Below are 25,621 nucleotides of genomic sequence, written 5' to 3' on the forward strand. Positions count from 1 at the left end.
CAAATCAAGCGACCTTCTAAGCTGCTTAAAACAAAAAAGAATTGGCAGACTAAATTTTGGAGGGCAGAGAGTTATTAGATAATTTTTAAAACTCATAATTAACTCCTAAAAAGAGTTGGACTATTTATTACTACACGGAAAATTATCAAAGGTTGTGTACTTATCTAAAGTGAGAAATTGAATGAGCCAGATATCAAGTTCTAGTGATAATTTTCTGGATGTACCACTACTTGAGCAAAGCAAAGGGTAGGTACATATCCAGAAAATGCTTAAGTTATTTATTTCATTATCAGTCCTTTGCTTACCAAGCAATACCACAATAATTTAAGTCCTTAATCGGTTCAGGAAACACACTTGCCAGATCCAAAATTTGTATTTCTTTGAGCGCTTCCCCTAATATCTGGCGAAACTCTGGACTAGCATGGGTAACTATTACTAATTCTGCATTCTCCAGAGCTTGTTGAGGTTCTCCAACTAGCAAATCCTCAAAATGAGGGAGGTTATTTTGGATATAGGTCAGATTCGTTCCCATTAACCGAGCTTCATAGACGGCTTGATCATAAATTTTTATCTGGCAGCCTTCCCCAATCAATCGCTTAACTAGCAGCACTGCTGGACTTTCTCTCAAGTCATCTGTACCTGGTTTGAATGCCAATCCTAAAATAGCAATCTTCCTTGCCCCAAGGCGTAATACCTGCTCGGCGGCCAAATCAACTTGGAGGCTATTAGTAGTCGGAAGGGCGTTTAGTAGGGGAACTGGTACATCCATGTTCCGTGCATAGTAAAGCAAAGCACCCAAATCTTTGGGCAGACAGGAACCTCCGTAGGCAAATCCAGGACGCATGTAAACAGGGGAAATATTTAATTTCGTGTCTTGTACAATGATATTCATTACTTCCCGCCCATCTACGCCAAAGGCTTTGGCGACCCGTCCGATTTCATTAGCAAACCCCACCTTGGCAGCGTGCCAGCAATTGGCCACATATTTAACCATTTCTGCTACAGATGGTTTAACTACGGTGAACGGTGCATCTACTGTGGCATACATGTGCCGTACTGCTGCTTCTGCCACAGGAGATTCAGTACCAATAATCGTGTAAGGTGGTTGATCGTAATCTTTGATAGCCGAACCTTCGCGTAAAAACTCTGGGTTAAATGCTAGATGAATAGAATGATCACCTATGAGACTATCTAGCAGATTTTGACACTTTTCCAATGTTCCTGGGGGGACAGTGCTACGTAACACAACTACATGGCTTTCATTCTTATGGATGGCGGCTTTGCCAATCTGCTTGCACACATTCCAAACGTAGGTAAGATCGGGTTCTCCCCTCTCGATTGGAGGTGTCCCGACGCTAATCAGCGAAATATCTGATGCTAGCACCGCTGCTTCCGCATCTGTAGTAGCTCTGATTAATTTAGCTGCTACTCCGTCAACCAGCAACTGACTCAGCCCTGGCTCTACAATGGGCGACTCTCCCTTGGCAATCAAATCCACTTTTTGGGGATTTACATCTACGCCAATTACTTCGTGCCCATCTCGTGCCAAACAAGCTGCTGTTACGACACCGACATATCCCAGACCAAAAATGCTAATTTTCATATCTATCCAGTTGTTATTCTTTCATCAAGGACAAAACAATCAAGCCTATAAGGCGCTCTTCATCTAGCAGCTTAAATTTAATACTGAGCGATATAAATCGATAAAATAAACCCAATGTTTTTTTATATCTAGAGGAAAAACACTTGTTCTTGCCTTCATTCCTAGAGAAAGCCTCAAAGGCTCATTTTCAATCAAAGACTTAATAGCATCTGATAACTGGTTAATATTACCTGGATTAACGATTAATCCATTTTCAGATTGAGTAACTATTTCAGGTATACCTCCTACTGCTGTAACTATGACTGGTAACTCCCAAGCCATTGCTTCCAGCATTGCTAATGGAAGACCTTCATTGTAAGAGGGCAACACAAAAACATCTGCTTCAGTTAAAAGAATATCACGTTCATGTGACCCTATCCAACCAGGCAATTTAATATAATCTTCTAGATTTAAAGTCGTAACTAAATTGCGTGCTTGTTCTATGTCTCCATCTCCTGCCATAATCAGACTAGATATACTTTTATGTTCAGTAGGCAAAAGAGAAAAGGCTTCGATCAAATCAAATGCTCCTTTACGTTGACCAATTCGTCCTAAAAAAAGTAAGTTCACTTTTTTAGATACTGAACGGTGTGGAACTTCAGCAGGAATTTTTACGGGATTATAAAAGACTACAACTTGTTCGGGTTTCAGACCAAGATTTTCTATGTAGAAGCTTCTCCAACTTTCGGATAACACAATTAAGCGTTGACACTTGGAAAATACCCAAATTAGCAATTGCTGTATCGATTTTGCCAGTTCAGCATAGAAAACATGAAATTGACTACCGTGAGCATGTATAATTATCGGCTTGTGAAATACCCAAGCTAAAAGTGCCATAATCGCCTGTCGTAAAACACTGCCGCGCTGTGAAATTTCAAGTTGAACAATATCAACTTCTTCCCTTAGTAACATCCACAGAAATTTCCATACAGCTTTCAAAAATACCATGATTTTGATTGCTATAGCTCCTTCTTCGTGAGTAATAATATGACATATGTGAACTTCAGAAGGAGCATACTCCAAAAAAAGCTTCTCGTAATTGGAAATGCCACCCTGCTGGAGTAAGCTAGGGCCTAACAGAATAATCTTGAGAGTTTTAGTTTGACACATAGGCTCTACTTTTTCAAAAGTTGGGCTATCCTGGGTTAATGTATCAACGAAAGAATCAGAATTTACCATTTTTTTCCAAAGACCAAAGTAATTGCATCCAATCTTGTCAAAATCCGATTATTTTCTGCTTTATTGGGGTTGAAAGGTTTTTCTTCAAAAGATTCGTTTGTCCTAATCAGAAATGGATTGTAGCAATTTTGATATGGTATAAATGCCAACCCAAAAACAATGGGTTCAGAACCTTTATGCAATATCTATGCTATGGATTGGTCTTTTTTTGTTTGATGATTTTATTTTGCTTTCATGTGTCATTCTCACTGATAAACATGCCCCCACATAGAGTATCCAAGTCAAACTATTCGATTCCAGCAAGCTAGATTCAGTAAGGCTAGCTAAAAATATATATGTCATATGCATAAGTGGCCAAATATCTAATGCTGTATTACTACTACGCACCCAAGTGAATCCTTGGAGGTAACTGCGCCAAAATCCTAAGAAGAATAACCCTAATCCTAAAAGACCCAAATCAAGGCAAAGAGCCAAATAACCATTGTGGGGGTGGCTTGGCATCCATCCAGCATTGAGCCAAATATAAGCAGATTCCCCATTCCATCCTTGCCAGAACCCGCCATAACCATAACCGAGCCAAGGATGTTTCCAAATCATATCGATTACTAATGGCCACAAGTCTGTTCGACCTGTCAGTGTCGCATCTTTACCAAGTGAAGTGAACAGGACATTAGCGTTATTAGACAACCAAAAATATAAACTTTGGCTGATAATTGCCATAATTATTAGGGTTGGTACCATGATCTGGTATGTCCAACGCCAAATTTGAAAAGTAAAAAATGCGAATATTAGAATTAATAGATTAACTAGAGATGAAGCGGAACCGGCAAGCAGCAAGAGTAGTATTGACAAGCTAAACCCCCCCCAGAAAAGCCAACTACGTCTTTGACTTTGATAACCAAGGAGAAAAAAAACTATACTACTGGTTACCATTCTTGCTCCCAAACCGTTTTTGTGGGTGAATACTCCACGCAACAATGGTTTACCAAGGTCGTTCTGTATCCCGTATTTAGGTAAGGCTACAGCAAAAATCAAACTCAATACTATAATAATTCCAAAATTCCAAGCAAGTAAATAGAATTGCTGTTTTAAGCTGTATCGCGAAACAAAATACAGACCAAATAAACTGGAACCAATGAGGGTAAAACTATTTTTTAATGTTGTTGAGGGTTCAAAAGACCAAAGAATAGAAACAGCTGGCAACATTAGTAAAGCATAAAGGAAGATATCTTTATTCAAGACAAGGACATAAAGAGTTTTCTTCCAACGCAAAATTAGTAGTAATAAGGTAATTGCATAGATTACGAAAAAAATAATCCGAATCGAGGAGCTATCATATTCTACCGCATCCTGTTGTCCTGCTCCTCCTGACAGGAGAAGAGTTAAGATTGCCCCTGAATAAATTAGCAAGGCTGCAACTGTGAATCCCTGCTCCGCATAAATTAGTAGTTTTCTCATAAATTAACTAATATTTATTTTGCATATTCATTTTTTTATAATAAATTTGGGCTGTTTCAGCAGCAATATTTGACCAATTTAAATCTTCCTGACAACGAGCTAGTGCCGCAGCTTGCATGCGTTGTTGCAAGTCGCGATCGCTTAACAAACAAATTATTGCATCAGCTAGAGCTCGAACATCACGGGGTGGAACTAACAACCCATCTTTTTTATGCTGAACTATCTCACTCAATCCCCCTACCTCAGAAGCTACAACCAGCGTTCCCATTCCATAAGATAAAGCTGCTACACCACTTTGAGACGCTTCGATATATGGCAGAACTGTTACTGTGCTACGTTGAAATAGATTACCTACTTCTTCAAGGGGAATAAAGTCATTGATAATCTCATACCGTTTTTCATCATAGCCATTAGGGAAATATTGTTTTATGTTTTCTCCCCGTCCAGCAATAATTAGCTTGACTTCAGGTACACGTTCAGCAATTAAAGGCATAGCCTCAAGCAAATATTTCAATCCTTTATAAGGCCAGATGCGTCCAAAAAATAGCAATGTATTTGGATCAGTAGGCTGACTATTGTGATTACCCCGGCGCTGATACAAACTACCAAGTTCCCCATGCGGTAAAACATTGACTCGCTCTTGAGGTATACGGAATTGTTCAATGAGGATTTTTTTTAGTTGATGAGTATGGACAATCAATTGTTGGGAACGGTAGAAAGCAATACGCCTGGTATACTCTGAACCAAATACAGCCACGCTATCCCCTGGGTGACGGAATATATCGTGAATGGTTGTCACTAGTGGTGGCATCTTGTTGAGTAACAAAGTCCAATCGTACCAAGGATCGTTAGTTTCTTGCACATGCAAAACATCTGGCTGTATGTCTTTGATAATACGCATCATGGCGTACATAGACAACAGGTTACGCGGATCGCGAATCCGTGGTTTTTTAAAGCTAATGACGCGGATACTAGAATCAAGAACATTGCTACAGACATCTGAGACTTTTTCCGGATGAATTAGCGTTAAATCAACATATTTAACCAGACTGTTTGCTAATTCAATAGTATAGTCTTCAAAGCCAAAATATAGTAAAGCAACCTTGATCATAAAGTTTAAGTTTTCATGGAATATTTATTCACCCGGCTTTGATCACTAGATAAATTTTTCAATTTCTATATTTTTTCTGAACTCATACTGAATAATTTTACCCATACAGATCGGATTCCTCCGAATTTATTTATTACCAAGTAACCAGCAAGCAAACCATAAACGCAAGTTGAAATAAGCAAAACAAATATAAAGTCTAGTCTAAATTTTTGTAGGATGAAAAATACCAATACCATAGCAACGCTAATTATCAGCGGACGACGTGTTATTCGCCATAAACGTAAGGAAAACAAGTTACTGTACACAGCGTATGTGAGTAAGCTAAAACCAGTTAAACCCATTGCTAATTGCATAAACGCTGCACCCATTAGTTTATATTGTGAAATCAACACTACACCTGATAATAGTCCTACAATATTAGTAATAATAACCTCCCCTAAGTTAAATTTTTCAAATCCATTAGCTAAAAGCAGATAGACAAATGTCCGCATAAACGGATACGTAATCAGCGATAAGGAACTTACCTTTAGAACTAAACTTACCTGATTGAAATTAGGCTGTTTGTAAATTAATGTTATTAAATCATTTCCAATAAAAAATATTACAATAATAAGCGGCAGTGCTACACACAAAAGCATTTCAATAACGTTTTCAGTAATCTGACGCAATTTTTCCCGCCCTAAACCTACTGCCTTTGTCATAACAGGAAAAGCAGCCATACATATACTATCGCAAACCAATGTAAACGGTAGCATCAATTGTCCAATCACGCCATAAAGACCAACCAGTAATTCACTTCCTAAGAGTGAGATAATTAAAATGCCCATTCTACTACTAAGTATGCCTACTGCATCAATAAGCATAAATGTCCGAGCAGACTTGAATAAGTTCCATATAAAATCTTGCTTAATTTGCCATTTTGGCTTAACTACTCTTGTAAGCAAAATCCATTCAATTACAAAAACTAGAGTTTCGGAAATTGCTAAAATTCCAGCTAAATAATTTACTCCATAATTAAGATGCAGAAACCAGAGCATTACTAGTAAACGTAGAACGTAGACTGGCACCGTAGAGATGGAAATCAAATTCATTCTCTCTTGAGCCTGAAAAATTGCCTCCGTGATGTTAGAAAGCGAAAAGGGAATTATTGTTAATCCCATGATGTAGCAGGTCATTGAGGTGTCTGAATTATAGGGCAGTAGAAACACCACAATCACCTGTACCATATAAGCAAGAATGCTTAAAAGCATTTGCAAGAAAGTACCACTCACCAAGTAAACAGGCATTTCTTGTGGCTTGCGAGACAGTTCTCGTGTAAACAAGGTTTTTAGACCCTGTGAAGCAATGGCCATAAAGATATAGTAGTAGCTAAATGCTAGTAAATATCGCCCTAATTCATACGCTCCTAGAGTACGAGCTATAGATGCCACTAACACAAAGCTTGTAAGACTTTGGACTAACCGATTCACCAACAATGAGAGAGTATTTGTTAATAGTTTTTGTTGTCCCATTGTCTGTAAAATATAATTAAATTAATATGAGATGAATTGGCTTGCAAGATTTTATTTTTGGGCAACTAAAAAAATATTGTCTGCAAATAAATAAACTTTTCTCAGCAATCTACTAAAAAAACGACGCAGTTTTTTACTGGGAATTCCGAAGAGAATATTTTCTACAATCAACATCATATTAAAGTAGAAAACACTAATTAGTATTATTTGTTCTTCTTCTTTAATACCTAGTATAGATAACAGTTTGATCAACTTAGCTGGTACAGCGCAATAAATACGTTTGTATTCAGCCATCTTTAAAGAATTATGTAATTCACGATATGTATACTCTTTCAGATGCATACCTTGAGGATTATCATAGCCAAAAACTAACGATATATCGTGAGGTCCTGTATGACAATGAGGTGTTGTAAAAATGTATTTTCCTTGATTAACGAGAATTTTATAAGCACTTTTAAAGTGTGTAATTAAATCATCTGGATGGAAGTGCTCAACAACTTGATTAGAGACGACCAAATCATAAAATTCAGTCTGTTCAAAATGCTCTAAGTGTACACCGTCCGAGTTACCCCAAGATAAGTTAGGTGAGGAATCACTTAGATGTTTTGAACCACGTTCCCTTGTAATTTCTGTAGCTTTGCATTGAAATCCACATTTAGCTAAATATGCTATCATTTCTCCTTTCCCAGAACCAACTTCATAAATTTTCTTGGGTGGAGAGCCGATCATTTTTAGCCAAGTTTTATATTTGCCGGTAATAGGTGTGCTATCTCTTACAAAATAGTTTTGCCATTCTAATTTACTATAAAGAGTAGTATAGGCTTGCTCAAATGCTTCCCATCGATTTTCTGATTTCGACTCTAATAGGTCTTTTGTCAATTTTCTTTCTAACTCCCAGTGTTCAAGTATCATTTGTTCGGTAATTTCTGCTTCAGCAGGGATGCGGTAGTTGCGTTTATAACGATTTATTAGTTCAAGTCCTCTGGGTTCCATAACTAACTCCTTTAGTTTAATAAGTTGATGTGCAAATGAAATAAAGTAAAGCTCTACATCTCACTTGATGATCTTTAAGATTTAGATAAAAATCTGTCGTTTTAGAGCTTACTAGCCTGATCAGTGCAGAGGCGGCTTTCGCCATTTTTATAGTTCAGCATTTGATGATGGTTGAGTAACTCTAGTCTAGGCAGGGCGGTCACATAAGGTCAATAAGACTTTTATATTCTCAATTACAAAATAATCTTATTAACCTCTACTTATTGACAAAGATTTAAGTGCTCGATTTGAGATGACATTGCGACTATGAATCCAATGATAAATGCTGATTTGCTCGTTGGTTCTTAACCTTGGTTTTTTTATCGGGACTTATCTTATTTAGATGCGATCGCTCTGTAGATCAGGGTAATGGAACAACCTAAAGTTATTAGTATCAAAGATATAGTTTCCTTGACTAATTCTTTAGTTTCCCCATACTAACCTTAGTAGGCGCCTTCTTTTTTCAAAACTACCATAACTGTTTTGAGCAGAATTTCAAAGTCTAACCCAAGCGACCAATTTTCGATGTAGTTAAGATCAAGATTAATCACTTGTTCAAAATCTAAAATATCGGAGCGACCTGATACTTGCCAAAGACCTGTAATACCAGGTAAAACTTCATGTCTGATAAAATGATGTTCAGAAAACTTATCAACATCTCTAGTAGGTAAAGGGCGAGGTCCTACTATACTCATTTCTCCAAAGATAACATTAAACAGTTGAGGTAATTCGTCTAAGCTGTAACGTCGAAGAAATTTTCCAACACGGGTAACGCGAGGATCGTCTTTAATTTTAAAGATAATCCCATCTTTCGTTTCATTTAGCGCTTCTAATTCTTTCTGTAATTTTTCCGCATCAGACCTCATAGTTCGGAATTTCCATACTTTAAACTGTTGCCCATGTAGACCTATACGCGTTTGCCTGTAAAATACTGTGCCGGGAGAGTCCAGTTTGATAGCTATAGCTATAGCTATATAAATAGGGAATGATAACATTACAAATAAAGTCGCAAAACAAAAATCACAAGTGCGCTTTATCCAAAAATCTTTACCTGTAATTATCGGACAATCTAAACTCAGGCAAGGCATTCCTCCTATTTTATTAAATTCTACGTTTTTATAAATTGGTTTTAATTCCATAGGTAAAATATGTACTTGTATGCCGGATGCTTGAAATAACCAGCATAAAAACATTCTATTTTTTAGAGCATCCCAAGATATAAAAACTTCTGTTACACCTAATTGATTAAGTTGATTCAATGTTTGTTGACGTTGATATCTGTCTAAGGATTTAGCATTCGCCGTTCCAGATACGATGTAGTGTTTTTCTTTTTTTATAAAGCTAGCAATCTGCTCATGATCTTGAGGATCACAAATAATGAATACTGAAGAACGAACTATTTTTTTCTGCTTACGCAGATATTCAAGAGTAATGTTTACAGCATATCTACCAGTACAAATAAATAATACACTAAACAACCAAGATAATAAGATTAATCTTGGAAGTGTAATATCAACAACTGGTTTATACAAAAAAGAAACAAGGAGTATTAATCCATGAGCAAAAGTTAGCGATTTGATAATATTGAAATAGTCATAGCGTTTTTGACCTTCTCGATAAATACCTTCGACAGCTAGTGATCCTATTTGAATCCCAATAGTTATTAAAATCGCTAAATAATGACTCGGTATATACCAAGCAAAATCCCCATAAGAAGATTGATATTCAGCTAAAACCCAAGCTAATAATAAAAGAGTATAGTCTACTAAAAACAATGTTGTTAATCTCAACCACCAGGAACCCTTGCGTACTCTCACAAATGAAGATGCACGTAAATCCAAAGGTACTTCACTGAATTTATTTGTTGTAATGCTTTGATTACTCATAGTTAGTAAAACTTGGTGTAGTTAAAATTTGATGCAAATTTATATAAAACAAGTGGGGTATCTCAAATTTTTCTTCCAAAGAAGCCTGGTCTTTGCAGTCTACTATTAACCATTTTTTTCGCAGGAACTTTAAGTTTTTAATCAAAAGCGTATTCCCGGGTCGGTTTAAGTGTGATTACTACCCTGATACTTAGCTTTTGTTGGATGTAGAATCCAGTTTAGCCTGGAAATTTTAAGCTTTGATACAAAAAAAGGATTTGGATTTGTTGGTGAGCTAACTTATAGTTGAATAAAACTCCTGACATTAATAATTAAGCAGGTCAGGTAAAGATATTAGGATTTTTAAGTTGCGTAATAAATAAACTGAATTACTACAGTTCCATTCCAGAGTTGCGCTTCTAGGAGAAAATGATCGTCCTTCGGAAATCATCGTAACATATTTACTTAGACTAGTTCAGTTTTGCTTAGAAGCTTCTCTGTTTCTTTACGCATAATTACTGATTCACAAAACTTACACACACAACATATAACGAAAAGCATCAAAAATTTGATTATTGTTACAAAACTTTACATAATCGATTTTTCGTTAGACCTCTATTAATAAGTTGACACTCATTGATAACCAGCTTGCTCAACTCAAAACTTCGCCCACTAAGGCTCGTATCTTACCAAGCAAGGATTGTAAGACTTTTCTGTACACCGTACCTAGTAAGTAGGTGGGTGCTGAAAAAGACAACTAAATTAAGACATATAAATCGCTCAAAAGCTTATTTTAAAAGCATTTTTGGTGCTTTATATAAGTTTACGTAGTTTGGTTTAATTCTGCATACCTACTTAGGGTAGGGGGCTGGGGGGTTAAGTTTTTGATTAATGAATCAATGCTCTAGATTACATTTTGACGGTAAGTATCTGATGTTAATTCTCATGTTGTTAAGCTTTTGAAGCCCTAAAAGGACACTTACCTTACCGACGGGACTGTAATTTAAACTAGAACACTGAAGTTACACAAATTAAACCTACCTAAGTAGGTTTCATGAAGTTCGCGTAATTATTCAAGAAAATAATATGATGACTTTACATTAATTTCATATATAAGGAAACAAAATGAAGATTCGGTAAGAATTATTTTTTCGTGCAGCGAATTTTACTAAAAAAGGATAATGTACTTTTATAATTAATTAAGTTATGAGATGGCTTGATTACATCAGAGATAAACTTATTTTTCAACTCAGGTTGAGGTTTTTAAGAAAATGCTTTTTCTTGGCTAAAATCAAAAGTTAATCCTTTGGATTTAATTGCAATTGAGAGCCTCAATAGATAAAATATAGGGTAAAAGTATGGTAATCAGCAAATTGAATATAAATCGATTAGGCAGGTTGTTGAAGACGGAAAAGTGGCGTTTTTTGGCAGATTTGCGTCTAAATAATTTAAAATTTAATTTGATTTTAGGAGCCACAAATGATTTGGAAATAGGAAAAATAAAAATAAAAGCAAATATAAATAATTTATCTCTTTCAGAAAAAGATTATATGAAGTTTGTAAATTTCGATTGACTTATTAAATATAACCAGCTTGGTTATCTCCGTTTCCAGCCTGTTGAATAGCTGACGACAATTATCATCAACATCAGATAAATTCTGAAGGGAAGGTAGTGGTAACAGTCAAAAATTAGACACTAAGTTTTGAGTTTGGTAAGTTTTATATTGGCATATGAGAGTTAATGGTATTTGTCTGATCTTCTATAGATTGGGATCTGTATTTTCTCAGATTCCCTTTTGTCCAAACTTCAGTTGAAGTGCTTTGATGTTTAATTGCGATCAAAGTGCAATTGTACTAAACACGATCACTACTTTGCTGTGGATGACTCCAGACGATTGATAGCTCCACTGAACTTATATAGAAAATGCAGATAAATAATAGCCAGACTTCAAAATATAAGCAAAATATTCCGTTAGATACCTTAACTCACATCATCGGCACTCAAGTTTTACAGGAATGGAATGACACCCAAGCAGATCAGGATCTATGCATCCATCAGATGTTTGAGATCCAAGTTGAGCGATCGCCCCAAGCCATTGCTGTAGTATTTGAAAATACACAACTTACTTATCGGCAGTTAAACCAACGGGCTAATCAACTAGCGCACCACTTACGTACTTTAGGCGTTGGGCCGGAAGTACTTGTGGGCATTTGCGTAGATCGCTCCTTGGAGATGATTGTCGGGTTGCTGGGAATTCTGAAAGCTGGAGGTGCTTATGTGCCTTTAGATCCGGCATATCCCTCAGAACGTTTAGCGTTTATCTTGTCAGACACCCAGACACCAGTGTTGTTAACCCAAAAAAAATTCGTCAAGAACTTACCCCCGCATCAGGCGCAAGTAATTTGTCTGGACTCCAACTGGCAAGGCAATATCCGAAACAGTCAAGAAAATCCTGTAAATGAGACGACGACTGATAATCTCATCTACGTAATCTACACATCTGGTTCTACGGGACAGCCCAAGGGTGTAATGATCCCTCACCGTGGGATTTGCAATCAACTCCACTGGAAGCAAACAACCTTTGGATTAACTGACGCAGACAAAGTTTTACTGACTATTTCTTTTAGCTTCGACCCCTCAGTGTGGCAGATATTCTGGCCATTGTGCTTTGGGGGGCAATTGTTCATGGCTCGCCCTGGTGGACATCAAGATACTGCCTACCTTGTGAAGGTGATTACTGAGCAGCAAATCACCATCCTAGCCTTAGTGCCTTCCATACTTCGTGTGTTACTCGAAGAGAAGGGAATTGAGAATTGCCGATTCCTCAGGCACATTGTCTGTGGTGGTGAAGCTTTACCTGGCGAACTCATAGAGCGTTTCTTTGCTCAACTGAATTTGGACAATGTTCTGCATAATTGCTATGGACCGACAGAAGCTTCCATTGATACCACTTTCTGGAGTTGCCAGCGCGGCACTAATTACGCATTTGCTCCCATTGGTCACCTCATTACTAATGCAGAGATTCACATCCTCGATGAGAATTTACAGCCTGTGCCTGTTGGTGAATCGGGCGAACTGCACATTGGCGGTATTGGTCTAGCGCGAGGTTATCTTAACCGTCCAGAATTGACCATAGATAAGTTCATTTTCAACCCTTTTAGCTCTGAACTTGGGGCACGTCTTTACAAAACTGGGGACTTGGGACGTTACTTAAGTGATGGTAATATTGAGTTCCTTGGTCGCATTGACCACCAAGTAAAGATTCGTGGGTTCCGAATTGAATTGGGAGAAATTGAAGCCATATTAGCTCAACATCCTGGAATGACACAGACTCTAGTCATAGCTAGAGAGGATGTTATTGGTGACAAGCAACTAGTGGCATATATTGTTGCCAGTCCAGAGCTAACTCTTAGTCAGGCTGAATTGCGTCGCTTTTTGCAAGGTCAGCTACCTGAATATATGGTGCCTGCTTACTTTGTATTTTTGGACACCCTACCATTAAATCCCAATGGTAAAATAGACCGCCGCGCCTTGCCTGCACCAGATACATTTACTCTTGAATTGTCAACTAACTTTGTTCCACCTCAGAATTCGACAGAAGAAGTCTTAGCTAGCATCTGGGCGAAAGTTTTGCGTCTGGAACAAGTAGGCATCCACGACAATTTTTTTGAATTGGGAGGTCATTCACTGCTGGCTACTCAAGTCATGTCTAGGGTTCGCCAAGCCTTTCGGATAGAAATACCGTTGCAACTGTTATTTGAGAATCCGACGATCGCAACTTTAGCTGAAGCGTTCACCCAAAACCAGACTCCAGAAAATGATCCCCAAAATCAGACTATTCCCCAAGTAGCCAACCGGGAGTCAGCCTCTTTATCTTTTGCCCAGCAGCGAGTGTGGTTTTTGGAGCAATTGCAACCCAACAGCCGAGCATATATCCTCTCGAATGCACAGCGCTTAATGGGCAAATTAAATCCGGGTGTATTGCAACAATCATTAGATGCGATCGTTGTCCATCACCAGGCACTACGAACAAACTTTATCACATCAGTTGATGGTAGCCCCATACAAGTAATTGGCACGCCTAGGCCAGTGGAACTCAAAACGATTCAGGTAACACCGGAGCAAGTAGAATCTCTCCTAAATCAAGAGGCGCAACGCCCCTTCAACTTAGAATCTGATTTGATGCTGCGAGCTACTTTGCTGCAAGTAGACGAACATCAGCATATACTCCTGTTGGTCATGCACCACATCGCCTCAGATGGCTGGTCAATAGGCATTCTCTGGCAACAGTTAGCAGCCGTTTATCAAGCCTTTTTGAGCGGTAAGCCTGACCCTCTGCCAAAATTGCCCATTCAGTATGCCGATTTTGCTGTCTGGCAACACCAATGGCTATCGGGGGAAATACTCTCGGGCCAAATCAACTACTGGAAAACCCAGTTAGTAGGTGCTAATACTGTATTAGAATTACCAACCGACCGACCACGGCCACCAGTGCAAACTTACCGGGGAGCAGTGCAATCGCTGATGCTACCCCAGACGCTGAATGCATCGCTAAAAGAACTCTCGCATCAGCAGGGTGTGACGCTATTCATGACATTGCTGGCGGCTTTTGGGACAATACTACACCGCTACACTGGGCAAGAAGACATTCTCATCGGTTCTCCCATTGCTGGCCGCAACCAAGTTGAAACCGAAGGGTTGATTGGGTTCTTTGTCAATACCCTAGCCATACGCACTAAGCTTTCAGGCAACCCAAGTTTTCGGCAGTTACTTAGTCAAGTTCGAGAAGTAACACTAGGAGCTTATGCCCACCAAGACCTGCCCTTTGAAAAGCTAGTAGAAGAACTACAGCCAGAACGAAATCTGAGCCACTCACCGCTATTTCAGGTAATGTTTGCCTTTCATAATACCCCAAGTGAACTCTGGGAACTTCCGGGATTGACCATTACTCCTTTAGAAGTCCATAGCGGTGCCGCAAAGTTCGATCTTACCTTTGACCTGGAAGAAACTTCATCGGGGATCAAAGGTGGAATTGAATACAACACAGACTTATTCGATGCGACAACGATCGCTCGAATGGTAGGGCATTTCCAAACTTTACTTGAAGGGATCGTCGCCAACCCAGAACAGCATATTTCAGATTTACCTCTGTTAACAGCAGCCGAACAGCATCAGCTATTAGTAGAGTGGAATAATACTCAAACTGACTATGATTTATCTCAATGTCTGCATCAGTTATTTGAAGCGCAGGCAGAGAAAACACCAGATGCGATCGCTGTAAAATTTGCCGACAAACATCTTACATATCATCAGCTAAATTGTCGCGCCAATCAGCTAGCACACCATTTGCAAACTTGTGGAGTCCAGCCAGATGTATTGGTAGCCATTTGTGTTGAGCGTTCCTTAGAAATGGTTGTGGGATTGTTAGGGATTCTTAAAGCTGGCGGCGCTTATGTCCCTCTTGATCCCGAATATCCTCAAGTTCGCGTAGCATATATGCTAGAAGATTGTCAAGCCCCAGTGCTGTTAACCCAAAAGAGTTTAGTTGATCATCTGCCTACAAGTATCCAAAAAATTTGTCTAGATACCGACTGGGAAACAATCTCACAACAAAGCGATGGCAATCCCAATTCAAGCGTTAAGCCTCTGGATCTAGCTTATGTAATTTACACCTCTGGTTCCACCGGCAAACCAAAGGGGGCGATGAACAGCCATCGAGGAATTTGCAATCGCTTACTGTGGATGCAAGATGTTTACAAACTAACTGAAACTGATCGCGTTCTCCAAAAAACGCCTTTTAGTTTCGACGTTTCCGTTTGGGAGTTTTTCTGGCCTCTATTGACAGGGGCGCGTTTAGTGATGGCTCAACCAGGCGGACAGCGAGATGCGACTTACTTAATCAACACCATTGCCCAAGAGGAAATTACAACACTGCATTTTGTCCCCTCCATGTTGCAGATATTTCTAGAAACCAAAGGGCTAGAACGTTGTCAATCTCTCAAACGGGTGTTTTGTAGTGGAGAAGCCTTACCAGTTGACCTCCAGGAGCGGTTTTTTGACCCGATGGGATGTGAACTACACAACCTCTATGGCCCTACCGAAGCGGCAATTGATGTCACATTTTGGCAGTGTCAAAGAGAGAGTAACTTAAAAAGTGTACCGATTGGGAGAGCGATCGCCAACACTCAACTTTATATCCTCGACTCCCATTTACAAGCAGTTCCCTTGGGTGCGATCGGCGAACTTTATATTGGTGGTATCGGAGTTGCTAGAGGCTATCTTAACCGTCCAGACTTAACAGCCGAGCGATTTATTTCCCATCCCTTTAACGAAGGCGAAAAACTTTACAAAACTGGAGACTTAGCCCGATATCTTCCCGATGGCAACATTGAATACATCGGTAGAATTGATCATCAAGTAAAAATTCGGGGTTTCCGCATCGAACTTGGAGAAATCGAAACTTTACTAGCACAACACCCGACCATACAGCAAACTGTCGTCACAGCTATTGATAATCCCGAAAACCAGCGATTAGTCGCCTACATAGTTCCTCACCCAGAACAGATACCAACCACAGACGAACTGCGCCACTTCCTCAAACAGAAACTGCCAGAATATATGGTGCCTAGTGCTTTCGTTTTACTAGACACTCTACCCCTAACCCCCAACGGCAAAATTGACCGCCGCGCTTTACCAACACCAGAGTCAACAAGGCTTGATTCCGAAAACACCTATGTTGCTCCCCGTGATCAATTAGAATTTCAGCTGACCAAAATTTGGGAAGAAATTTTAGGTGTCCAGCCTATCGGTGTCAGGGACAATTTCTTTGAGCTAGGAGGACACTCCATATTAGCGGTAAAACTATTTTGGCAAATTGAGAAGACATTTAATAAAAATCTGCCTCTGGCGATTCTCTTCCAGTCAGCGACTGTAGAAGCTCTAGCCAAAATAATCTGCCAAGAAAAAGACATAGCAAGAAACTGGGCTTTAGTAAATACCTTAGACAATTCCAAATCAAGCTGGTCATCTCTGGTAGAAATTCAACCCAACGGTTCCAAGCCACCTTTTTTCTGTATTCACGGACTGGGTGGAGAAGTCTTGTGTTTCCGTAAATTGGCACTGCATCTGGGGTCAGACCAACCATTCTACGGACTACAGCCACAAGGGCTAGATGAAAAACACCCTTTCCATACGCGGATTGAAGACATGGCAACTCACTACATTCAAGAAATTCAGACCCTTCAGCCCGATGGCCCTTATTTTTTGGGAGGTTATTCTTTTGGGGGTATAGTTGCTTTCGAGATGGCTCGGCAACTCCAAGAGCAAGGCGAAGAAGTTGGTATTCTAGTTATGCTTGATAGTTGTCGTCCAGGTTATAGCTGGCGGGCGCCATTTCTGAAACGAGTTTTTTTGCATTTAAATAATATTATTCAAGAAGGGCCTACCTACCTTTGGCAAAAGTCTGGAAAATGGAGCTATTGGCGTAAGCAGAGTCTCCAAAATAGATATAAACGTTACTTAGAAGGGGTACTTCATTTACCTGGAACTGACAAGCACTTAAAGATTATAGATACTAACACTCAAGCGATCAGCGAATATATCTTTTCACCTTACCTTGGTCGAGGTATCCTCTTGCGGACAGAGGATCAAAATCGGAGCGAAGCTATAGGCATAGAATACGATCCTCAATTCGGCTGGGGCGACCTAGTGGCTGGAGGATTAGATATCCATTACCTTCCCGGTTCTCACCTTGAGGTACTTAAGGAACCTTATGTACAGGTGTTAGCTGAAACATTGAGAAATTGCTTAACGCAGGCGCAGTCTCTAAAGAATTAAGGGTACGAGCGTCAGCCGAAGCTTATCAACTCAGCACTACTGGGTTGTTTTGCTATTTCTTAGTACAGCATTTCCGAAATTCGTAACTTTTTTAAACGCAGAGGCACGCTGAGGGAAGCGCAGAGAATTCGCTATTAACTTATATTTAAGTTGGTAAACAATCCCCAATCCACTGATGCTATATAGACGATTTGGACGCACAGAATTACAGATGCCAGTGTTTTCCTGCGGTGGCATGAGATATCAGTTTAAATGGGAGGATGTTCCCAATCATGAAATTCCTGCTGATAATCAGGCGAATCTGGAAGCCACTATTAGAAGGGCTGTTGAGGTTGGAATTAATCATATTGAAACTGCTCGTGGTTATGGCACTTCCGAAATGCAATTAGGGAGAATATTGCCCAAGTTTCCCCGCGAAAAGTTGATTGTTCAGACCAAAATAAACCCAGAGGCAGATGCGAAAGAATTCCGGGAAAAATTTGAACAATCACTCCGAAACCTCCAACTAGATTATGTTGACCTTTTAGGGTTCCACGGCATCAATCATGCTGAGTCATTAGACTACAGCATCCGTCCTGGTGGCTGTTTGGAAGTGGCGCAGCAGTTGCAAGCTGAGGGAAAAGTTAAATTTATTGGCTTTTCTACACACGGATCAACAGATACGATTGTGCAGACAATTAATACCAATCAATTTGATTACGTGAACCTGCACTGGTACTACATTAATCAATGGAATTGGGCGGCAATTGAAGCAGCTAAACGCCACGATATGGGGGTGTTTATCATTAGCCCATCTAATAAAGGAGGTTTGTTGTATGAACCTCCACAAAAATTAGTAAATCTTTGCGCTCCTTTGAGTCCAATGGTGTTTAATGATTTGTTTTGTTTAAGTCATCAAGAGGTGCATACTCTGAGTTTGGGAGCAGCAAAACCAGAAGATTTTGATGAACACCTGAAGACTTTAGAATTAGTAGATCGAGCATCGTCAATTTTGCCACCAATTTTAGCAAGGTTGGAATCAGAAGCGATCGCTACTTTGGGAGAAGATTGGGTAAAATCCTGGCAGACAAATCTACCAACCTTTGACCAAACCCCTGGTGAGGTAAATATTCGGGTGATTTTGTGGCTGCGGAATCTAGCGATCGCCTACGATCTGGTAGACTATGGCAAAATGCGCTACAACCTGCTTGGTAATGGTGATCACTGGTTCCCTGGTAACAAAGCTGATCGACTAAATGAATTAAACTTGCGGCAATGTCTCGCCCGGAATCCCTATGCTGATAAAATCCCCCAACTTCTGGAACAAGCCCATCAGTTGTTGGCGGGTGCAGAGGTGAAGCGATTGTCTCAGAGTTGAAGATTAGAAACTTAGTATATTTGATGATATACTAAGTGACTACATATTAATAGTTAGTTAATCAAGTTGGCTAACAAACATGAAATCTGTATTTTCGCAAAATTCAAAACAAATAGAATTACCTCTACAGTTAGTAACTTATCAAAATAAATTCGCTTTCATCGATCTATTTGCTGGTATTGGTGGATTTAGAATTGCTTTACAAAAACTCGGTGGTCAATGCTTAGGCTATTCTGAAATAGACAAACAAGCTATAAAAGTTTATCAACAAAATTTTATCAGCTACTTAAAGAAAGATGAAATTGAATAAACACGCTTGTAAATTCCAAGGTTTTCCGGCAAATTTTGAATATCACGAAAAAGATGATATTGCTAGAAAACAGTTTGGTAATGCTGTTCCTATTCCTGTTGTTGAGTATGTAGCTAGAGAGTTGCTAAGTATTCTTGATATTTAAACTAATTTTGGTAAAAAATATCATTAAATTCGGCAGCAAAATTTTCTTGTCCTAACTCAACAAAAAGTGTTTTTAATTGCTCAAATGTATTTTCAATTCCAGAACAAAAATCCCAAAATTCGTTTTCAACCCATATATCTTGAGCGATATTTAGAGAAGAACTAAATAACTTAGTTTTTTGCATTTCATACCAAGATTTTGGAAAAGGATTAAAAGGAATAGCAATACGAGCCTTTAACTTAGCATTTTTATTTTTAGCAAGTCTATAGGCGTACCACTGGAGCATTTGCTTGTTAAATTTTTGAAAATCACCTTGATTTGGCTGTGCAGTTTTTATATCAAAAAGATATTCAATTCCATCTTTAAACAAATGAATATCAACTCCAGTTCCTGATGGAGGAGATACGTAAATGTAGGCGGCAATGTCTTGGGGATTGGTTTTTTCCGCAGCGTTTCTTAGGCTATCTATGCATTCTTTTGTTGAAACTCTCCTGTTATTAGGCTTATTTTCACGTTCATAAACTAATTTATCCAATTCATTCTGCAAAGCTTGAGGAAACGGAGTTGGAACTAATATCTTCTCTTTGATGATTTGAAATCCATTGATTTCAGCTAATGTTTTAGATATAGGTTCCCAAAAAGTTGTTCCTAAACTTGTTTCTAATCTACCTACTAAAGAACGTATTCGTCTTTCCTTAGGAAAAATATCATCTAATACTTGGTAATTTTTTACTTTTTTATTGTTAAAAAATCTTCTAATTGAAATTTTAAGATTTTCCTTGATTCTTTGTTTAATATAGTCATCCATAATTCAACCGTCTGAGGTTTTATTGTAATTCGCAAATAGATCAGATATGGATATATTTAGCCTCAAGCACCATATTACATTGGGCATAGTGCATGGAAAATAATAAACAATAATTTTCAATACCCTATTCCCAATGCTTCAACGATCGCTAGTCAGATTTTTTCGTATCTGCTGATTTACTTACCTTCGGTATGACCAGCACCTTATCAACGCGATTACCATCCATATCCATTACTTCAATTCGCATACTTTGCCATTCAAAATAATCTGCGGCGGCAGGAATACGACCTAAATTGGTGATCACAAAACCGCCTAAAGTTTGATAACTGCCGCGTTCCTCAGATTGCCACTCTTCCATACCGAAAAGTTCCAAAAACTCCTCTACAGGCAACATCCCATCTAAAAGCCAGGAACCATCTTCGCGTTGCACAGCTTGGGGTTGATCTTGCCCATCTGTGGAAGGAACATCACCCACGATTTCGCTCATGATGTCGTTGAGAGTGACTAATCCTTGAATCACGCCGTATTCATCGACTACCAGCGCCATGTGAGTGATGGTTTGCTTGAACAATTCCAAAACTTTCAAACCACGGGTGCTTTCTGGCACAAATACGGGCTGTCGCAATCCTATGGTCAAGTCTAGCGGTTCTCCTCGGAAACTCCTGGCTAATAAGTCGGTGACAGGGATAACACCCAGCACATTGTCAAGTCCCCCCTGACAAATTGGATACCGAGAATAGGCACTATCAACCATTTTTTGGCGATTTTCTTCGGCAGAGTCGTCTAAGTCTAGCCAGACGATATCGGGGCGGGGTGTCATTAAGTAGCTGACAGGGCGATCGCCTAAACGAAAGACTCGCTCTACCATATCCTGTTCAGCTTCCTCAAAGGTTCCCGCCTCAGTACCTTGCTCAATTAAGATTTTAATTTCTTCTTCAGTGACTTGTGGCTCAGTAGAAGCTGTAATTCCCAGCACTCGCAGGATCAAATCTGTAGAAGCGCTTAAGAGAAAGACTACTGGAGAAGCGATCGCCGCCAAGGCTTGCATCGGAATAGCTACAATTGATGCAATCCTTTCTGGGTTGTTTAATGCCAGACGCTTCGGTACCAATTCGCCAACAATGAGTGAGAAATAGGTAATCAGCAAAACCACTATTCCGAAGGAGAGCGGTTCACTATAAGGTGCTAACAAGGGGACGCGTTTTACATAGATTGCCAACCGACTGGCAATTGTTGCTCCGCCAAAAGCACCAGTCAGGATACCGATCAGGGAAATACCCACTTGAACGGTTGACAGGAAATGATTTGGAGACTCAGCTAGTTTCAGTGCTACTTTTGCCTTGGGATCTCCTTGATTGGCAAGCTGTTGTAGCCTAACTTTCCGGGCTGAGACAATCGCCATCTCAGACATAGAAAACACGCCGTTGGCAATAATTAGCACCAAAATGATTAAAATTTCAAAAGTGATGGAGGACATGTTTAAAATTGACGCTTATCAGAGCGAACGTAGCTCAATCCCTAGTATCTAGTATTAAAGGTGCTTCGATAAATGCTTTGACTGTACACAAAGTAATAGTTATAGTTCTTAGGTCTATTAGTCGCTGTGCATTATTTTTCCACCGGAGGAATAAAAAGACTGTTAACACTTTTAAAATGGTTGACATAAACTGCCTCAAGATTTTCTGACCCACAAAGACTCCCATCGCTAGTAGTACTTATGTCATTTTCTTCTATTGTGCGTGCCTTAAGCCGATCGCCGCTAACCACTGAATTTATTTCTAAGCTAAACCGACAACAAGAATTGCGGTTAAATGGCATTCCCCGGCTGCCCAAGGCTCTGGTGGCTTCAGCATTAGCGCGGGCTATGGGCAAGGATTTGTTCGTGGTTTGCGCCACTCTGGAGGAAGCTGGACGCGTTTACGCACAACTAGAGGCAATGGGATGGCAAACAGTACATTTTTACCCTACCTCCGAGGCTTCTCCCTACGAACCTTTTGACCCGGAAACTGAGATGAGTTGGGGGCAAATGCAGGTACTGGCAGATTTGAGCATGGGGCATGGGGAATGGAGCATGGGGCATGGGGAAGAAAACCAGATCCCAAATTCCAATTCTCAATTACCTAAGATGGCGATTGTGGCTACTCAAGGGGCACTGCAACCTCACTTACCTCCACCAGCAGCTTTTGGGCAATTCTGTCTTACCTTGAAGCGGGGGATGGAATTAGACTTGAATGCCTTCAGTGAGAAAATAACTATTTTGGGGTACGAAAGAGTACCTTTGGTGGAAACAGAAGGACAGTGGAGCCGGCGGGGCGATATTGTTGATGTGTTCCCGGTTTCATCTGAGTTCCCAGTCCGGTTGGAATGGTTTGGCGATGAAATCGAGCAAATGCGGGAATTTGACCCTGCAACCCAACGTTCAGCCCTCGACAAAGTTGACCAGTTAATTCTTACCCCCACTAGCTTTGCTCCCGTAGTGATGGCGGCACTGAAAAATAGTGATAAGTTCCGAGTGCCGAGTGCTGAGTCAGAATTTAACTCAGCACTCAGCACTCATAACTCATCACTGATTGAGGGTAGTCGTCGCTTTTTGGGGTTGGCGTTCGAGCAACCAGCATCTCTGCTAAACTACTTATCAGAAAACACCCTAATTGCTATTGATGAGCCAGAACAGTGTCATGCTCATAGCGATCGCTGGGTAGAAAATGCGGAAGAACAGTGGGGCATTGGGCATGGGGCACTTGTACTGAGCGAAGCCGAAGTATTGGGCATGGGGCATGGGGAAGAGTCTAACCAATTACCAGTTACCAATTCCCAATTCCCGAAGATTCATCGGTCTTTTGATGAGTGTTTGGCTGATATTGCCAAGTTTAAAACATTATACTTATCGGAACTGTCAGAGGAAAATAGTGGGATCAATCTGGCCAGCCGACCTGTTCCAGTCATGCCGCACCAGTTTGCTAAACTAGCTGAGACCATCCGCCAAGAACGCGATCGCAATTTCTCGATCTGGCTGCTTTCTGCTCAACCTTCGCGTTCCGTCTCCCTATTGCAAGAACATGATTGTCCGGCTCAATTTATCCCCAATCCCCGCGACTACCTAGCGATCGATAAGCTCCAAATCAACCATACTCCCATAGCTCTAAAATATTCGGGTCTGGCCGAATTAGAAGGTTTTATCCTGCCTACGTACCGTTTGGTAATCGTTACAGATCGGGAATTTTTTGGGCAGCATTCCTTAGCAACTCCCGGCTATATCCGCAAGCGCCACAAAGCTACTTCTAAACAAGTTGATCCCAATAAGCTGCGTCCAGGCGATTATGTAGTTCACAGAAATCATGGTGTTGGCAAATTTGTCAAGCTGGAAAGTTTGACGATTAATCACGAAACCCGTGATTATTTAGCGGTGCAGTATGCTGACGGGTTACTCAGAGTCGCAGCCGATCAAGTAGGTGCTTTATCTCGGTTCCGCGCCGCAGGTGATAAAGCACCGGAACTCAATAGGATGAGCGGTAAAGCTTGGGAAAATACGAAGAATAAAGTCCGCAAAGCGATCAGAAAATTGGCGGTGGACTTGTTGAAACTGTATGCAGCGCGATCGCAACAACAAGGTTTTAGCTTCCCCAATGATATGCCTTGGCAGGAGGAACTAGAAGATTCTTTCCCCTATCAACCCACAACGGATCAACTCAAAGCTGTTCAAGATGTGAAACGAGACATGGAAAGCGATCGCCCGATGGATCGTTTAATTTGTGGTGATGTCGGTTTCGGGAAAACGGAAGTGGCGATTCGCGCTATTTTTAAAGCAGTCATCGCCGGTAAACAAGTGGCACTCCTTGCGCCAACGACTATTTTAACACAGCAGCATTACCATACACTCAAAGAACGTTTTGCTCCCTACCCCGTAAATGTCGGTTTACTCAACCGTTTTCGTTCGGCTGAAGAACGCCGCGATATTCAAAAGCGATTGGCAACGGGTGAATTAGATGTAGTAATTGGTACACATCAAATTTTAGGTAAAGGCGTGATATTCCGGGATTTAGGATTGTTGGTGGTAGATGAAGAACAACGATTTGGGGTAAACCAAAAAGAGAAAATTAAAAGCCTGAAAACTCAGGTTGATGTGCTTACTCTCTCAGCCACTCCCATTCCCCGGACTTTGTATATGTCCTTGTCGGGAATTCGGGAAATGAGTTTGATTACCACGCCACCGCCAACCAGACGCCCAATTAAAACCCATCTATCACCGATAAATTCTGAAAGTATCCGCAGTGCAATTCGTCAAGAATTAGACAGAGGTGGACAGGTGTTTTATGTAGTTCCACGGGTGGATGGAATTGAAGAGACAACAGCGAATTTACGAGAAGTGATTCCGGGGGCGAGGTTTGCGATCGCTCACGGTCAAATGGATGAAAGCGAGTTAGAATCAACTATGCTCACTTTCAGTAATGGCGACGCAGATATCCTCGTTTGTACGACAATTATTGAATCTGGCTTAGACATTCCGCGAGTCAACACTATTTTGATTGAAGATGCTCATCGCTTTGGATTGGCACAGCTGTATCAATTACGCGGTCGTGTGGGACGTGCAGGTATCCAAGCTCATGCTTGGTTATTTTATCCGAAGCAACGGATGTTATCTGATGCGGCACGGCAACGTTTACGAGCAATTCAGGAATTTACTCAGCTAGGTTCTGGGTATCAGCTAGCGATGCGCGATATGGAAATCAGAGGTGTGGGTAACTTGCTAGGTGCAGAACAATCCGGTCAAATGGATGCCATCGGTTTTGATTTATACATGGAAATGCTGGAAGAAGCAATTCGGGAAATTCGAGGACAAGAAATTCCGCAAGTGGAGGATACTCAGATTGACCTCAACCTGACAGCATTTATCCCAGCAGATTACATTACCGATTTGGATCAAAAGATGAGTGCTTATCGGGCGGTGGCTACAGCGAAATCTAAATCAGAATTAAAGCAGATTGCAGCCGAGTGGAGCGATCGCTATGGTAGTTTACCGGTGCCTGCAAATCAACTTTTGCGAGTCATGGAACTCAAACAGTTAGCGAAAAAAATCGGATTTAGTCGGATTAAACCAGAACAAAAGCAGCACGTCGTTTTAGAAACGCCGATGGAGGAACCAGCTTGGAATTTATTGGCGGCTAATTTACCAGAAAATCTCAAGACGCGCTTTGTGTATTCTCCTGGTAAAGTCACGGTGCGCGGATTAGGAGTTTTTAAAGCAGATCAACAATTGCAGAGTTTGATTGATGCTTTCGGGAGAATGCAAGGTGCAATTCCAGAGGCGGCTGTTGTTTGATCAGTTTTGCTCAAGTTTCTATCAATTTAGAACCAAACCTACACAG

Annotated in this window: 14 protein-coding genes and 1 pseudogene; 6 read left to right on the forward strand and 9 right to left on the reverse strand. The window is 40.3% G+C overall.

The features are described from left to right. Positions 1-301: 301 nt before the first annotated feature. The 7 genes from V7K15_RS13390 to V7K15_RS13420 all read right to left on the reverse strand — a co-directional run bounded on the left by V7K15_RS13390 (position 302) and on the right by V7K15_RS13420 (position 9,819). Entirely contained in the window at positions 302-1,603 is a 1,302-nt protein-coding gene (locus tag V7K15_RS13390; protein ID WP_334905987.1) for a UDP-glucose/GDP-mannose dehydrogenase family protein, read from the reverse strand. Positions 1,604-1,666: 63 nt separating this feature from the next. Further along, entirely contained in the window at positions 1,667-2,821 is a 1,155-nt protein-coding gene (locus V7K15_RS13395; protein WP_334905988.1) for a glycosyltransferase family 4 protein, read from the reverse strand. A gap of 174 nt (positions 2,822-2,995) precedes the next feature. Then, a complete protein-coding gene (locus V7K15_RS13400) occupies positions 2,996-4,279 on the reverse strand; it encodes an O-antigen ligase family protein (RefSeq protein WP_334905989.1) in 1,284 nt (427 codons plus the stop codon). A 7-nt stretch (positions 4,280-4,286) separates the two neighbouring features. Further along, complete coding sequence (locus tag V7K15_RS13405) at positions 4,287-5,390, reverse strand: glycosyltransferase family 4 protein (protein ID WP_334905990.1); 1,104 nt, start codon at positions 5,388-5,390, stop codon at positions 4,287-4,289. Between the two features lie 65 nt (positions 5,391-5,455). Continuing rightward, positions 5,456-6,901: an oligosaccharide flippase family protein gene (locus V7K15_RS13410; RefSeq protein ID WP_334905991.1), complete on the reverse strand. Its 1,446-nt coding sequence runs from the start codon at positions 6,899-6,901 to the stop codon at positions 5,456-5,458. Between the two features lie 51 nt (positions 6,902-6,952). Next, the gene (locus V7K15_RS13415) at positions 6,953-7,894 is read right to left on the reverse strand and encodes a class I SAM-dependent methyltransferase (RefSeq protein ID WP_334905992.1); all 942 of its coding nucleotides are present in this window, start codon (positions 7,892-7,894) and stop codon (positions 6,953-6,955) included. 482 nt (positions 7,895-8,376) lie between these two features. Then, positions 8,377-9,819, reverse strand: coding sequence for a sugar transferase (locus V7K15_RS13420; protein ID WP_334905993.1), 1,443 nt, complete (start codon positions 9,817-9,819; stop codon positions 8,377-8,379). A 1,337-nt stretch (positions 9,820-11,156) separates the two neighbouring features. Between V7K15_RS13420 and V7K15_RS13425 the strand changes: the two genes are divergently transcribed. From V7K15_RS13425 to V7K15_RS13445, 5 genes and pseudogenes are all read left to right on the forward strand, one after another. Next, on the forward strand, positions 11,157-11,372 hold the full coding sequence (locus tag V7K15_RS13425; RefSeq protein ID WP_334905994.1) for a hypothetical protein: 216 nt from the start codon (positions 11,157-11,159) through the stop codon (positions 11,370-11,372). 398 nt (positions 11,373-11,770) lie between these two features. After that, positions 11,771-17,635, forward strand: a pseudogene (locus V7K15_RS13430) (amino acid adenylation domain-containing protein); the annotation flags it as partial. Between the two features lie 175 nt (positions 17,636-17,810). Then, positions 17,811-18,992: an aldo/keto reductase gene (locus V7K15_RS13435; protein WP_334905996.1), complete on the forward strand. Its 1,182-nt coding sequence runs from the start codon at positions 17,811-17,813 to the stop codon at positions 18,990-18,992. Between the two features lie 79 nt (positions 18,993-19,071). Next, positions 19,072-19,302 (forward strand): DNA cytosine methyltransferase, encoded by a 231-nt coding sequence (locus tag V7K15_RS13440; protein WP_334905997.1) that lies wholly within the window; start codon positions 19,072-19,074, stop codon positions 19,300-19,302. Next, positions 19,295-19,447 (forward strand): DNA cytosine methyltransferase, encoded by a 153-nt coding sequence (locus V7K15_RS13445; RefSeq protein ID WP_334905998.1) that lies wholly within the window; start codon positions 19,295-19,297, stop codon positions 19,445-19,447. Before V7K15_RS13440 ends, V7K15_RS13445 begins: the two co-directional genes overlap by 8 nt. A 1-nt stretch (position 19,448) precedes the next feature. On the opposite strand, the gene V7K15_RS13450 is transcribed toward V7K15_RS13445, so the two are convergent. Continuing rightward, on the reverse strand, positions 19,449-20,255 hold the full coding sequence (locus V7K15_RS13450) for a TdeIII family type II restriction endonuclease (protein ID WP_334905999.1): 807 nt from the start codon (positions 20,253-20,255) through the stop codon (positions 19,449-19,451). Between the two features lie 148 nt (positions 20,256-20,403). After that, positions 20,404-21,732, reverse strand: a complete 1,329-nt coding sequence (locus V7K15_RS13455) for a hemolysin family protein (RefSeq protein WP_334906000.1) — start codon at positions 21,730-21,732, stop codon at positions 20,404-20,406. Positions 21,733-21,972: 240 nt separating this feature from the next. On the opposite strand from V7K15_RS13455, the gene mfd reads away from it, so the two are divergent. Next, positions 21,973-25,575: a transcription-repair coupling factor gene (mfd, locus tag V7K15_RS13460; RefSeq protein ID WP_334906001.1), complete on the forward strand. Its 3,603-nt coding sequence runs from the start codon at positions 21,973-21,975 to the stop codon at positions 25,573-25,575. Positions 25,576-25,621: the final 46 nt, after the last annotated feature.

This window comes from Nostoc sp. (genome assembly GCF_036919815.1).
In the GTDB taxonomy this organism is placed as follows: domain Bacteria; phylum Cyanobacteriota; class Cyanobacteriia; order Cyanobacteriales; family Nostocaceae; genus Nostoc.

What these genes read in the sequence shown, in the direction of transcription:
- V7K15_RS13400 (WP_334905989.1), bottom strand. Translation starts at nt 4,279, where the DNA reads ATGAGAAAACTACTAATTTATGCGGAGCAGGGATTCACAGTTGCAGCC.
- V7K15_RS13440 (WP_334905997.1), top strand. Translation starts at nt 19,072, where the DNA reads ATGAAATCTGTATTTTCGCAAAATTCAAAACAAATAGAATTACCTCTA.
- V7K15_RS13455 (WP_334906000.1), bottom strand. Translation starts at nt 21,732, where the DNA reads ATGTCCTCCATCACTTTTGAAATTTTAATCATTTTGGTGCTAATTATT.
- V7K15_RS13395 (WP_334905988.1), bottom strand. Translation starts at nt 2,821, where the DNA reads ATGGTAAATTCTGATTCTTTCGTTGATACATTAACCCAGGATAGCCCA.
- V7K15_RS13420 (WP_334905993.1), bottom strand. Translation starts at nt 9,819, where the DNA reads ATGAGTAATCAAAGCATTACAACAAATAAATTCAGTGAAGTACCTTTG.
- V7K15_RS13425 (WP_334905994.1), top strand. Translation starts at nt 11,157, where the DNA reads ATGGTAATCAGCAAATTGAATATAAATCGATTAGGCAGGTTGTTGAAG.
- V7K15_RS13435 (WP_334905996.1), top strand. Translation starts at nt 17,811, where the DNA reads ATGCTATATAGACGATTTGGACGCACAGAATTACAGATGCCAGTGTTT.
- V7K15_RS13415 (WP_334905992.1), bottom strand. Translation starts at nt 7,894, where the DNA reads ATGGAACCCAGAGGACTTGAACTAATAAATCGTTATAAACGCAACTAC.
- V7K15_RS13390 (WP_334905987.1), bottom strand. Translation starts at nt 1,603, where the DNA reads ATGAAAATTAGCATTTTTGGTCTGGGATATGTCGGTGTCGTAACAGCA.
- V7K15_RS13405 (WP_334905990.1), bottom strand. Translation starts at nt 5,390, where the DNA reads ATGATCAAGGTTGCTTTACTATATTTTGGCTTTGAAGACTATACTATT.
- mfd (WP_334906001.1), top strand. Translation starts at nt 21,973, where the DNA reads ATGTCATTTTCTTCTATTGTGCGTGCCTTAAGCCGATCGCCGCTAACC.
- V7K15_RS13450 (WP_334905999.1), bottom strand. Translation starts at nt 20,255, where the DNA reads ATGGATGACTATATTAAACAAAGAATCAAGGAAAATCTTAAAATTTCA.
- V7K15_RS13410 (WP_334905991.1), bottom strand. Translation starts at nt 6,901, where the DNA reads ATGGGACAACAAAAACTATTAACAAATACTCTCTCATTGTTGGTGAAT.